Annotated in this window: 15 protein-coding genes; 4 read left to right on the top strand and 11 right to left on the bottom strand. The window is 56.2% G+C overall.

Translation table 11 applies throughout. From position 1 onward, the window contains the following. Positions 1 to 116: 116 nt before the first annotated feature. Complete coding sequence (locus AACY02_RS04405) at positions 117 to 1,436, bottom strand: methyl-accepting chemotaxis protein (protein WP_339430906.1); 1,320 nt, start codon at positions 1,434 to 1,436, stop codon at positions 117 to 119. Positions 1,437 to 1,819: 383 nt separating this feature from the next. Further along, positions 1,820 to 2,428 carry a TetR/AcrR family transcriptional regulator gene (locus AACY02_RS04400; protein WP_339430905.1) on the bottom strand — a complete coding sequence of 203 codons (609 nt, stop codon included), beginning with the start codon at positions 2,426 to 2,428 and terminating at the stop codon, positions 1,820 to 1,822. Between the two features lie 213 nt (positions 2,429 to 2,641). On the opposite strand from AACY02_RS04400, the gene AACY02_RS04395 reads away from it, so the two are divergent. Next, entirely contained in the window at positions 2,642 to 3,697 is a 1,056-nt protein-coding gene (locus AACY02_RS04395; protein WP_339430904.1) for an MBL fold metallo-hydrolase, read from the top strand. Between the two features lie 12 nt (positions 3,698 to 3,709). Here AACY02_RS04395 and AACY02_RS04390 read toward each other — a convergent pair whose 3' ends face one another. The 4 genes from AACY02_RS04390 to AACY02_RS04375 form a co-directional block, all read right to left on the bottom strand. After that, positions 3,710 to 4,030: a helix-turn-helix domain-containing protein gene (locus AACY02_RS04390; protein WP_339430903.1), complete on the bottom strand. Its 321-nt coding sequence runs from the start codon at positions 4,028 to 4,030 to the stop codon at positions 3,710 to 3,712. Further along, the gene (locus AACY02_RS04385) at positions 4,017 to 4,385 is read right to left on the bottom strand and encodes a type II toxin-antitoxin system RelE/ParE family toxin (RefSeq protein WP_339430902.1); all 369 of its coding nucleotides are present in this window, start codon (positions 4,383 to 4,385) and stop codon (positions 4,017 to 4,019) included. Before AACY02_RS04385 ends, AACY02_RS04390 begins: the two co-directional genes overlap by 14 nt. Positions 4,386 to 4,426: 41 nt before the next feature. Next, positions 4,427 to 4,744: an XRE family transcriptional regulator gene (locus AACY02_RS04380; protein WP_339430901.1), complete on the bottom strand. Its 318-nt coding sequence runs from the start codon at positions 4,742 to 4,744 to the stop codon at positions 4,427 to 4,429. A 93-nt stretch (positions 4,745 to 4,837) separates the two neighbouring features. Continuing rightward, complete coding sequence (locus AACY02_RS04375) at positions 4,838 to 5,605, bottom strand: AraC family transcriptional regulator (RefSeq protein ID WP_339430900.1); 768 nt, start codon at positions 5,603 to 5,605, stop codon at positions 4,838 to 4,840. Positions 5,606 to 5,717: 112 nt separating this feature from the next. On the opposite strand from AACY02_RS04375, the gene AACY02_RS04370 reads away from it, so the two are divergent. The 3 genes from AACY02_RS04370 to AACY02_RS04360 all read left to right on the top strand — a co-directional run bounded on the left by AACY02_RS04370 (position 5,718) and on the right by AACY02_RS04360 (position 8,688). Then, positions 5,718 to 6,533, top strand: coding sequence for a sulfite exporter TauE/SafE family protein (locus tag AACY02_RS04370; protein ID WP_339430899.1), 816 nt, complete (start codon positions 5,718 to 5,720; stop codon positions 6,531 to 6,533). A 152-nt stretch (positions 6,534 to 6,685) separates the two neighbouring features. Further along, on the top strand, positions 6,686 to 7,405 hold the full coding sequence (locus AACY02_RS04365; protein ID WP_339430898.1) for a DUF6933 domain-containing protein: 720 nt from the start codon (positions 6,686 to 6,688) through the stop codon (positions 7,403 to 7,405). A gap of 86 nt (positions 7,406 to 7,491) precedes the next feature. Beyond that, entirely contained in the window at positions 7,492 to 8,688 is a 1,197-nt protein-coding gene (locus tag AACY02_RS04360; protein ID WP_339430897.1) for a hypothetical protein, read from the top strand. Positions 8,689 to 8,691: 3 nt separating this feature from the next. Here AACY02_RS04360 and AACY02_RS04355 read toward each other — a convergent pair whose 3' ends face one another. From AACY02_RS04355 to AACY02_RS04335, 5 genes are all read right to left on the bottom strand, one after another. Next, positions 8,692 to 9,678 (bottom strand): hypothetical protein, encoded by a 987-nt coding sequence (locus AACY02_RS04355; RefSeq protein ID WP_339430896.1) that lies wholly within the window; start codon positions 9,676 to 9,678, stop codon positions 8,692 to 8,694. A 137-nt stretch (positions 9,679 to 9,815) separates the two neighbouring features. Then, positions 9,816 to 10,046, bottom strand: coding sequence for a DUF7683 domain-containing protein (locus tag AACY02_RS04350; RefSeq protein ID WP_339430895.1), 231 nt, complete (start codon positions 10,044 to 10,046; stop codon positions 9,816 to 9,818). Positions 10,047 to 10,088: 42 nt separating this feature from the next. Beyond that, positions 10,089 to 10,322 (bottom strand): DUF7683 domain-containing protein, encoded by a 234-nt coding sequence (locus AACY02_RS04345; RefSeq protein ID WP_150592936.1) that lies wholly within the window; start codon positions 10,320 to 10,322, stop codon positions 10,089 to 10,091. Beyond that, positions 10,319 to 11,512 carry an S-type pyocin domain-containing protein gene (locus AACY02_RS04340; protein ID WP_339430894.1) on the bottom strand — a complete coding sequence of 398 codons (1,194 nt, stop codon included), beginning with the start codon at positions 11,510 to 11,512 and terminating at the stop codon, positions 10,319 to 10,321. Before AACY02_RS04340 ends, AACY02_RS04345 begins: the two co-directional genes overlap by 4 nt. Before the next feature lie 239 nt (positions 11,513 to 11,751). Next, positions 11,752 to 12,261: a BRO-N domain-containing protein gene (locus tag AACY02_RS04335; RefSeq protein WP_339430893.1), complete on the bottom strand. Its 510-nt coding sequence runs from the start codon at positions 12,259 to 12,261 to the stop codon at positions 11,752 to 11,754. Positions 12,262 to 12,291: the final 30 nt, after the last annotated feature.

The raw sequence follows: 12,291 nt of genomic DNA, 5'->3' as shown, positions 1-12,291 counted from the left end.
GCAGCCCGCGCGCACAGGTTAAGTCGTCGTACACCAATTGTGTGGTTGACTCAATCTCTGTGGGAGCGGGCTTGTCCGCGATGGCCGCGACTCGGTCTACCAGCGATGCACAGATATCAGCCTGGCGCGTGCTCGTTGGCAAACATGCTGACCGCCTGCACCGCTTCACTGGCGCCGTCGCGAATCTGCAAAATCACCGTGCCCGCCTGATTCGCCAGTTCAACGCCTTGCGCCGCGCGACCTCGGGTGCCGTCCATACTTTTGATCGCTTGCCGGGTCTCGTTCTGGATCAAGGTGATCATGCCGGAAATCTCCGCCGTCGAACCGCTGGTGCGCGCCGCCAGTTGTCGCACCTCGTCGGCCACTACCGCAAAACCGCGACCTTGCTCACCGGCGCGCGCCGCTTCGATCGCCGCGTTGAGCGCCAGCAAGTTGGTCTGATCGGCAATCGCACGGATGGTGTTGACGATGGCAGTGATCTGCTCCGAGCGTTCGCCCAGTTGCGCAATCAAGGTTGAAGACTGGGCAATGTCCTCGGCAATTTCGCGCATTTCGCTGGCGGCCTGCTGGATCACCTGTGTGCCTTGCTCGGCGACTTTTCGAGTCTCCACCGAGATGTGATAAGCCGCGCTGGCGCTGCGCGCGTCCTGTTCGTGCTGCACCACGCGGGCGGTAACGTCCGAGGCAAACTTCACCACTTTGCACAAGCGCCCGGCCGCGTCGTAGACCGGGTTGTAGTTGGCCTCAAGCCATACCGTTTGCCCACGTTTATCAATGCGTTCGAACTGTCCGTGGAAAAACTCGCCCTGGTTCAACCGACGCCAGAAATCCTCGTATGCACTGCTGTTGACCCGTTCCGGGGGACAGAACAAGCGGTGATGTTTACCTTTGAGTTCGGCGAGTGTGTAACCCATGCGTGTCAGAAAATTCTGATTGGCCGTAAGAATACTGCCGTCAAGGTTGAACTCGATGACCGCCATCGCCCGGTCGATGGCCTGCAACTTGGCGTTGGTCTCGCTTTCCTGCTGCATTTTGGTGGTCACGTCCATGGCGTACTTGACCACTTTCACCACACGTCCCGAAGCATCCTTGATCGGGTTGTAACTGGCCTCGAGCCAGATGGGCTCGCCCTTGCTGTCGACCCGTTCAAAGGTGCCTGACAGAAACTGGCCGTTCTTCAGTTGTGACCACATCTGTGTGTACTGAGCACTGCGGCCGAACTCCGGCGTGCAGAAACGTCGATGTGGCTGGCCGATAGCCTGCTCGGGCGTGTAACCCATGGTCTTGAGAAAGTTGTCGTTGGCACGCAACACCACGCCCTCAAGGTCGAATTCGATCACCGCCATCGAGCGATTGATCGCATCGAGCAGGCCGGCTTGCTCGGTGAGGGTTTGCTGGAGATCGTCGATGACGGACTTCTGGCGATTGAAAAACATGCTCGCAGTACTCTGGAAATAGGTTGGGTCAAGGATTCAGTCCTTATTCCCGCGCTGGCAGGCCGAATGCGCGGGCGGCATTCGGCGTTGGCGGCTCAATGCCAGCATTCCATGACTGACAGCTCGCTACTTATACAAAACTTCATAAACTTGTACAAGAAAGTAATTTTTATACAATCTTGTATAAGTTTTTAAGGGGCAATGTGGCAAGCTTTCAAGCAAGTGAAGGCGACGCTGATGGCGCTGTGAAGCTTTAATTTAAAGGCGTTTAGCGCTTTTTTGGATCCGTTTTCAGTTGCGGGCGACCTTGTACAAGTTTTTAGGCCGCGTCAAACCGATACTCAGGCTCACTCAACAGCGCAGGATGGGTGACGAGAGATGAGTCAGCGTTGATAACGGGCCAGAAACATTTCCAGTGCCGATTCGGCGACGGTGTTCTGCATGTCGGCATCGAGAGCAGCGCGGCCCATCGACATTTGTGGCCAGAAGCCAAAGGCTTTGAGCAGCCCCTGCACCTGGTGCGTGGCGAACTCCGGGTCAACCGGTTTCAGTCGGCCATCGGCCTGCGCGGCACGAATCCACACAGTCAGACTTCCCTCGTGTTCACCCATGCGCTCGACCATGTTTTGCGCGCGCTCCGGGGAATGAACGGTCGCGGCAATTGCCACCCGCGCCAACGTGAGGAAGTTCTCGTCCGCCATCATCTGCACCTTGGCCTGCAATATTTGCCGCAACTGATCGCTCAACGGCTGATCGGGGCGATAAATGACCGACGGCTCGTCGCTGATTCGTGCCCATAACTGGTTGAAAATTTCGGCGAAAAGCGCTTCTTTGCTGAGGAAATGGTTGTACACCGTGCGCTTGGACACACCTGCGGTGGCGGCGATCTTGTCCATGCTGGTGATCTCGAAACCGTTGGCGCGGAATTCGGCAATCGCCGCTTGAATAATGGCTTCGCGTTTACGGTCGGTGAGGCGCTGTGGAGCAGTCATAGATACGCTTCGGCAAGGAGGAGATGAAATTACACTTGGCAGTTTACTTGCCATGCGCTTTCATGCAACCTAGAAACTACACCGATCAGTGTAATGTTGCGTTAATCCACGCAGCCTAAAAACCAGACAGTTCGGCCTAGGCGTGCAGCTTGGCCATTTATCGTCCCACCGTGGAAAACCGCGAATGACGCGGTTTTCTGGAGTCATTCAGTCATGGCCAATCCAGATTCGCTCCCGGCTAAAAATTCCACGCCTGACGCCTCTCGACAGGATCAGGGGCTGTTTCGCAATCATGCGCCGGTGCAGCGCGAAGGTTTTCGTAAAACGCTGCGGATTATATGGAACATGATCTTCCACAAACCGCACAACACCCGTCCCGCCGCTGCCATTCCGGTACAGCCGCTGACCCGTGAAGACCTGCTGGCCGCACCAAACCAAAGTATTTATCGTCTCGGTCACTCGACCTTGCTGCTCAAGATGCAGGATAAATTCTGGATCACTGACCCGGTCTTCGCCGAGCGCGCATCGCCGGTGCAATGGGCTGGCCCGAAACGTTTTCACCAGCCACCGATCAGCATCAGCGAATTACCGCCGATTGAAGCGGTGATTCTGTCCCACAACCACTACGATCACCTCGATTACGAGGCGGTACTCAGGCTGGCCGCCAAAACCAACCTGTTCCTGACCCCGTTGGGCGTCGGCGATACCCTGATCAAGTGGGGCATTGATGCCAACAAAGTTCGTCAGTTCGACTGGTGGCAAGGCACCGAAATCGCCGGCATCCGCTTCATCGCTACGCCGTCGCAGCACTTCTCCGGCCGTGGCCTGTTCGACGGCAACAGCACGCTGTGGGCGTCATGGGTGATGATCGACGCCGACACGCGGATCTTCTTCAGCGGCGACAGCGGTTACTTCGACGGCTTCAAGCGCATCGGCGAACAGTACGGCCCGTTCGACCTGACCCTGATGGAAACCGGTGCTTACAACGTCGAATGGCCACATGTACACATGCAGCCGGAACAAACCCTGCAAGCGCACATCGACCTCAAGGGTCGCTGGCTGTTTCCCATCCACAACGGCACGTTCGATTTGGCGATGCATGCCTGGCATGAACCGTTCGACCGCATCCTGTCACTGGCCTGGGAACGCAGTATTTCGATCACCACCCCGCAAATGGGCGAGGCGTTTAACATCGCTCAGCCGCAGCGTGGGAATGCGTGGTGGTTGGGGGTTGAGGAGGAGCGTGAGGCCATGGTCCAGAATGCGTGATAGGCGTTCGTGTTAAGCGAACACCACTTCAATACGTCCCTCTTTCCGTGAACGGGGGGCCGATTTCACTACGATCTGTACGTCTCGTCCCAAGTGTGAAAGGCATTCCATCATTTTCGCTTCACTGATACCGCGGAATTTTCCTCGCAGCATCTCTGAAAGTTTGGGTTGTGAAAGCCCCAGAATCTCCGAAGCCTGAATTTGGGTGAGATGGCGCGCCTTGATGATCTCGCCGATTTTTGCTGCGAGCTGCGACTTAACCTGCATTTCACTGGCATTGGGCAACTCCAGATCTTGATAGACGTTCCCGCTGCTTTCTTCAATTTCTATCATTTTCTGATCCTTTCGCATGATCCTGAGCGGCTCGAAGTCTATTTCTGATCAGGTCGATGTCGGACCGGGCGGTTTTAACTCCGCTTGTCGACTTCTTCTGAAAACAGTGCAAAACGTAAATGGCACTGCCGAAACGAACTGTGTAAATGGCGCGGTAAGTGTTGGTGTCGTAGTCTTCGATCAACTCTAGGACACCCGCACCTCCGAAACCTTTCGGGGGTTTTGCATCTGGGTACTTCAAGCCACTTTGGGCTAAATCCAGTGCATGACCAAAAACGTCCTGTACCTCAGTGGGCATCTGCTTGAGATCTTTTTTACTACTGCAGACCCACAAGAGCGGCTTCCTTGCACTCATGCGGAATATACCTATATGGGGATAAAAATCAACGTGTACTTTTAATCAGCCATCGCATAACCCCCACGCCCCGCCGATTCCACAGCCATCCCCGCCAAACTCGCACTGCGCCCCGGCGCAAACCCGGGGAAGAACACCAACCCCTGCGCCTCAAACCGATACGCCAGCGCCAGGCGCGCCGCATCGGCGAGCTCTTGCTGCGCCTCGAACCGTTGAATGTCGGCTACCGAAACTTCAGCTTCCAGCGACAACTGCTCCACGCTCCAGCCCAGCATCGCTCGGGCCTGGACGCAGTGAGTCGGGGTGAACTGGAAAAGGGCAATGCGTTCGAGGATATGGTTCATCGCAAGAGAGGCCATGGTGTGCTCCGGGCTCAAGAGTGCTGATTGAAAATACACTGTGTTTTTGTACAGTTGTTTTTGGCCGGGATCAAACGCAATTTTTGATTTGCCTCAATTAGCCGCCTCCAACCAGACGGACGGTGCCTGACCGAGAATGCGCCGGAACATCGTCGAGAACGCTGCCGGGCTCTGGTAGCCAAAATCCAGGGCAATCCGCGTGACCGCTTCACCCGACGCCAGCCGCGCCAATGCCTGTATCACGCAGGCTTGTTGTCGCCATTGACTGAAGCTCAACCCGGTCTGTTGCCGAAACATTCTGTTGAAGGTACGCAAGCTTATGTGTAACTGGTCCGCCCATTCCTTTGGTGATTGATGGGCGTACGGTTGATGCAGAAAGTTCTGACACAGCGCGAGCAGTTTTCCCTCAGTCGGCAAGGGAATGTGTAAGGGCAATGGCGCACTGCGCGTCAGTTCATGCAGTAACAGATCGATCAACGCGCCGTCGCGGCCGCTCAGGTCATAGGTCAGCGGCACGTCGACCGCCTCCATCAGCAAATGCCGCATCAGTGGCGACACACTGACCACCTGACAGCGGCCACCCAAGTCCACCGCGCCCGGTTCGATGTACAAACTGCGCGTGCTCACGCCGAGCATCAACACCTCGTGCGCCACCCCCGGCGCAATCCACACCGCGCGCTGCGGCGGCACCACCCAGTTACCGTCATGGGTGCTGACCTGCATCACCCCGGTCGCGCCGTACAACAATTGCGCGCGCCGATGCGTATGAAACGGCAACAGATGACCGTGGGAATAATCCGTACCGATCGCCACCACCGGGCGCGGCGTGTCATCCAGCAGATTAATCGAAACATTGCGCATTGAGGGATCTCAACCATTGGCGTAAACGCAAACATTATTGGCCGGCTTGCTGAGGCAGGCCAAGACCTGCCGCTCTATCGTCGACCGCTCCTCACCAACGGACGACGCCTCCATGCTCTATCTCTTATTGACCCTATTCGGCTGCCTGACCGGCATCACCGCCGTGCTCTTCGGCTTCGGCGGCGGCTTCGTGGTCGTGCCGCTGCTCTATCGCCTGCTCTCCGCCAGCCACGGCGCCGATGACCCCGTCGGCCAATCGGCCATGCACATCGCCGTCGCCACCTCGACCTGCGTGATGATCGTCAACGCCCTGATCGCCACCGACAAACACCGCCGCGCCGGCAACCTGATCCGTCATTATCTGTGGCCGCTGGGAGGGTTTATCGGGGTTGGCGCGGTTATGGGGGCGATTGCGGCAGTGTGGGTCAGTGGCGAAATCATCCGCTATGCCTTCATCGCCTACCTCGGCGTGACCATCATCGACTGCCTGCTCAGACGCGGCTTTCTCACCCGCAACGAAGGCGTCATCCCCCGCCGACTCGGCATTACAGAAATATCCGGCGGCGGTGTAGGCATCGGCGTCATCGCCACGTTCCTCGGTGTAGGAGGCAGCGTCATGACCGTGCCGCTCTTGCGTCGCTGCGGACTGAGCATGTCCCAGGCAACGTCCATGGCCAATCCGTTGAGTGTGCCGGTGGCAATGGCTGGGACGCTGACCTACATGGCCCTGGCCGGGGTCAGCGAGACGGATCTGGGACCATGGTTTATCGGTTACGTAGACCTGCTGGCGTTTGCGGTGCTGACGGTTGGCTCGTTGATAGGGATTAGACTGGCCACGCCGTGGATCCGACGGATTCCGGATCGGGTGCATGCGTGGGTCTATATTGGATTGCTGATTGTCGTGCTGCTGGCTATCTCGATAAAGTGAGCCTTACAGACCGATGAGCAATTGTGAGATATCGGCTCAGAGCGGTGAGAGCGCATTTCAGGCACCGCTCGCCAGCCCTGCAACACTGAATGGGCAGAAGAAATCAAACATGACGACAGAGCATCATTTCCCGTATTTAGCAGAGAACCAGGATGTTGATTTTCAATTGCACCGAGGCTGCCAGTAAGTTTTTCAGCCGGATTCAAAAGGGTAAAACGCTATCGCCCATTGATCCGAAGCCGCCGTCTTCGATCATCGAAGATGACCCGTTGACCGGTGCCGACGAGCAATGGTTGGTACACGCGATAACCGTGCAACGTAAGCATGTGCTGATCGCCATCCACGTTAAAACCCGTTATTGCATGATCTTTGCCGACGCGAAGAAGGCTGACGCCGAAGGGTTTGTGGCACGATTTGTCGAGCGTTGGGCCAGCGGGTTGTTGATGCATGCGTTGAAGCACGATCTCCAACAGTGGCTCGATCCCGACTTGATATTGGCGCGGATGACGCAGACCTGTGAGCAGCAAACGTTCTATCGGCGCAGCCACCGCAGTGCGCAAAAGCACATTGATGAAATTGCCTGGATCTTCCAGAGCAAGGCCGCTCAAATCGGTTGTTTACCGCCTGATGAAGACACCGCCAGGGTGTTTGACGAGCAGATGAATGACACGCCCAGAAACAGCAAGGGCGTGAAGACGTATTACTTCCCGGATGAGGAAATGACGCTCCACTGGCTGCGTCATTATTGTTTTCTGGATGACGTTCAACTGCATGCAGCCAAAGCACGCCGCAAGCAAATAATCCTGGAGAACGCGGCCATCAAGCGCGAAGCCTGGTTGCAAGAATACGAGCGACAACACTCGAATACTTAGAGTGCGCTCGCCATAATCCGCCCCGAACTTACCCGCGCCGGCACTCATCTTCCGGCGCTGTCTCTGCCTCTCTCAAGGATCGATCAATGCTCAAGGGACTGTTGCGTCCGGCAACCTGCGCCGCTGCGCTGTTCACGCTGATTTCCACCGCCCATGCCGACGACGGTCGGCATGTATTTACCGGCACGCTGGGCAAAACGCCCATCGTCGTTGAGTTGAACACGGAACAGCCGGACGAAGTGAGCGGCCGTTATTTCTACGAGAAGTATCACCGCGACCTGGCCCTCAGCGGTTGGCTGCAAGACGGCACGTTGAACCTCGTTGAAGGCGACAACCGCTACGGCGAAGACAAGCCGCTGCCGACCTTGAAGCTGGAAGAAACCGCCAATGGCTGGCAGGGCGAATGGCAAAGTCCGCAGGGCAAAAAACTGCCGGTGAAACTGGCCGAGGCCAGACTGCCTGCGCCGACCTCAACCACTTTGCCCTTCATTGCCTCGCTACCCAAAAGCTCGCCCTACGAGTATTTGCGCCTACAGGGCCTCAAGCTCAAACCCGTGAAGAAAGAAAATTTCATGGGCTATGACCTGCAATGGTGGACGGAGCCTGAGTCGAAAATTTCGCTGTTCAGTGTTGAATCGGGCCTGCCCAAAGATGACCTGCAACGGGTCAATCAGCAGTTGCTCGGGCGCCTCTGGAGTGAAGTCATCAGTTACCACTACTGCCAGTTGCAGGGTGGGGACAACGTCGAATTCATGCAGCAGGCCGAACCGAAGCTGATTTCGCCAGCGCTCGTCAGCCTGAATATTTCAACCAGCTACTACTGCGGGGGCGCGCATCCTGACTTCGGTGATTCGCCGCTCAATATTGATGTGAGCAGCGGGCATTCGCTGTCGCTGGAAGATGTGTTGTGGGTGGGCGAGGGCAAGCCATTGTTGCACGCCGATCGCGACAGCTTGGGCGATCAGCCATTGAGCTCCGCGCAAAGCAGTGCGCACTCAACTTATCAACGTGAAGTGCTCGCGCCGTGGCTGGTCAAACAACTCACCGCGCTGTATCCCGATGAAATGAAGAAGCCGGCAGAGGAGGATGAAAACAGCTGCGACTATACGGACGAAAGTATCTGGGGTTATCCATCCTGGCACTTCACCGCCAAAGGCGTGTACCTGGGCGCCTACTTTGCGCGCGTCGCACGCGCCTGTGATGCGCCCGAGTGGCCAGTGCTGCCGTACTCACTGATTAAACAACACCCCGGCGCCGTCAAACTACAACTGCCCCAAGGCTAACCGTCACGCCAGACCCGGCGCTTCACGAATGATGAAGTGATCCAGGTTCTCGATATTGGCATTGAAGACTTCGAAAGGCTTTTCGGGGTTCTTCTTGCCCGGCACCTGCTTCAACTCCGGCGTCACGCCATAGAAGAAACAGAACAATGCCTTGTCACTGTCGACCGCCTGCTTGATCTCTTCCAGAAACGCCTTGCGCTTGCGGTAGTTGTCGATCAGCTTCTTGTTCAGATAAACGCTGACTGTGTAAGGCTTCTTCTTGCTGTCCTCAGGCTTCTTCCACCAGACCCTGTCCTCGAAATCGATACGAAAACTGGCGCCGTCGTGGAAGTCCTCGATCTTCTTGATCCGGCCCCAGTAAATCAGCCCCTTGTTGTCCATCAAGAACTTGATCGGCTTGAAGAATGAACTGTACGGCGCCGTGTGTTCGCCGATCTTTAACGGCATGCGCTTGAGCAAATCCTTGTCGGCGAAGTTCGACACAAAACACTCCACCGGATGCGCAAACACACTGGTCTTGTCCGGCGCCGACTCACGACTCGCTGACTCTTTACCACTCACCGCCACCCGCACCGGATCATCACGCAACACATCCGCCGCCACCGCAGGTGCGGCAGGCTTGCGCACATACTCACGCCGCGTCAGCAACAACTCCGACGGAAAATGCTCCTCCCGCCCGTCATCAGTCTCGCCGTCCGCCGTCTCAATACCAGACGCCGACGCCTTCAAACTCACATACGGACAACCCGCCACATGCTGCGTAGTGGGCAGATTCTTGAAATGCGGCGTGCGCACGTAATTCACATTCTTGGCGTTGAACGTGCCCAACGCGTTGGAAGCCTCGAACGCCGAACGACAGGCATCGTTGGGGCACTGGAAGTGTTCCTTCGCAGAGTCAAACGCCACCGTTTCATCGAAATTGAGATCGCGAACGTCATAGATCGACAACTTGTCGTCGAGGCCGAGGCAGTAGGCGAGATCGAATTTCATGGTGGGGCTCGGATCCTTGAGTGGGGGAGGGTATTAATAGCGGGAGGCGGCGCGGGTTGCACTGATTGTTTTCAGGATGATGCGCAATCTCTCTGGATCTATCGGTTTGTCATGCTCACCGGTGTCAGACCCATCATTTACACATTGCAGCTGAGCTGAAATTTATAAGCAGGGTTATAGATTTCCTTCCCCAGTAGTTTTTCCAGGGCTCCAAGCTGTTCGTGCGAGAGATCGTATCCCTCCCATCCTTGCTGTTCCACCGTCCATCCCATGATGGTTTTTATCGCCTTATCTGATCCGGTTGGGAGTTCCTCTTCAAATGCCAGGAAACCGCTTTCTTCATAAAATGCCTCGATTAGATAGATCATGGATCTACTGTCCTCGTGCCGTCGCTGGGTTGCCCTGAACTTTTAATGTCCGTAGCTAGCGAGTTGGTAATCGTATTGAGGATCGTAGAAAGATTTTCCGGTTAGCGTTTCCAGTTGTGCTAGCTGCTGAAAATCAAGATCGTATCCGTAGAGTTCGTCTTCTGCGTCGTTCCATTTCATGATGACTCGCAGCTGCTCGATAGCCTCTGCCGAGATAGGCACTTCGAAAATCAGAGCTTCGGTGGATCGATCAAACGCATAAATTACGTGAGTCATGGTTCTATCCTTCTCTTTGGGTCGGCCGGTTTGTTCTGCTCACCAGTGTCAGCATCGAACTCGCCCAGATGCCGACCGCGTTTGTCGTACATCTCGACGGCTCCATGTTGATAATCCCATTCCAGAATCAGCCCATCCTTGGTTTTCCAACGCATACGAGTACCTCGTCCTTTGACCCTGGTCTTCTGTTTTGCTGGTGTTGCGTCGGGAAACGCACTTAATCCTTTGGGTGCCGGATGATATTTGTGATCAGAAACACTCACCACAATATAAACCGGCCTTACCCCCGAACTCTCTGGAAACACCAGAATGAAATCCCTGTACTCCGGTGGGTAAACCGGATTCACAAGGATGTCATTCGCCGCTTTTGTTGGCGGGTAAACCCAGATATGCGGTGCCTGCGGAGCGGCTTCCAGAGCAGGAATGCCGAGAATGTCGGAACCGTCTACAGCGGGTGTCCAGATCAGCTCGACGCCTTCACCCAGATTGGCGACGTACTGGCTGTCGCGGGGTTCCAGTTTTACGACATCGACCATTTCCCAATCGCGATTCTTGCCGGTGTAGAAGGCATAACCTTTGAGATTGCCATCGGTTTGTTGCTCGATGCGCAGGCGAACACGGGTGCGGGCCTGCTTGAGGGCGCGTAATTGTTCCTCGGTGTAGAGAGCGCTGTCACCCAGGCTGGGCGTCCAGAGCAAAGCGACCATGCCGGTCATGAGTGCGGCACCAGTAGCGCCAATGGCGGCTCCAAGACCTATTGCTGGCGTGACGAGTGTCGGGCTGCGAAGGGCAAGGCGCCCAAGGCCGAGTGAAACGGTATTGCCGCTGATGGTTTGCAGATTCCGCAGCCCGGCATCATCGGCCTCACGGGTACCGAGTAAAGCGAATTCGCCGTAATCCCTCAGGCTGTCGGTCGGTACCATCCCGGAGGGATTCGAGTAATCAATGATCGCGTCCGGCAGCTTGCAAGACTTCGCAAACACGCATCCGGCACGAACCGCGTCGTCTTTTTTGGCAGGGACCTGCCGGCTGCGCTCAAACGCCTCCTGCCGGGCCAGCATGGCCTCATAAGCGTTCTGCCTGGCTTCGCGCTCGGCCAGTTCGGTCGCGTTCATGAACCGGTAGGTGACGTGATGCCCGTCGCCTGAAGGTGGGTTCCTGACCCGGGGAATATCCTTTTTGCCAGCCACTGATCATCCTTTCGTTCATTTAACGGTCGCACCGGAAAGAAGCCGGGCGACGTTAACGAAGGTGATGCATTGAGGCTGTAGGACGGGTCTTGGATTGGGTTGGGAATTGTCGTTGTTTGATTCTGGGGGCCGCGCAGGTCTCTGGGGGAGCGGCAGGCTTCGCCTATCTGGTCGACATCATCAACTCGTTACCACAAAAAATCCGCTGCTTAAAAATCAAACAGCGGACTCTGAAAACATCAGCATCTACGCAGCAATCGTGAAGCCTTACGCCACCAAGACTCATGATGATTGAACGGATCCTCCGCCAGCAAACAAGGCATATCCCGCAACCGAATCCACGGCTCGTCCTGCCAGTGCAACGTACTCAGCGACATCTGCGGCCAACTCAAAACACTCAACGTCGGACGCTCAACCGAGCGCGCCGTACGAGCATCACGCAGAGCAGGCACGACCTGATGCGTCAGCCACTCACGAAGCTGCCGGTACTCAGGACAGTAGTGATAGATCAGCAGTGCATACACACCGGACTCACTCACCATCATGTGGTCCTCGGCTTCGCCATAGGTTTCCACGTACATCATCTGACGCTGATCAGCGTCGAGTTTGCGCAACTGGCGCTCATCAAGATGTTTACCCATTAACCGGCCCAGCTCATGGACGCAGAACCACGCTTGGTTCTCGACCAGAAGGGCATGCAGGTGGGTTTTGTTGCGGGTGAAACGAGTCGGGAGAAGTGGTTCAGACATGGCATGCCTCCAGACTTGGAAGCACGGGAT

Source organism: Pseudomonas sp. EA_65y_Pfl2_P78 (genome assembly GCF_963970495.1).
GTDB lineage: Bacteria > Pseudomonadota > Gammaproteobacteria > Pseudomonadales > Pseudomonadaceae > Aquipseudomonas > Aquipseudomonas baetica_A.
The sequence above is the reverse complement of the archived record's forward strand: the minus strand, read 5'-3'. Positions and strand labels throughout refer to the sequence as shown.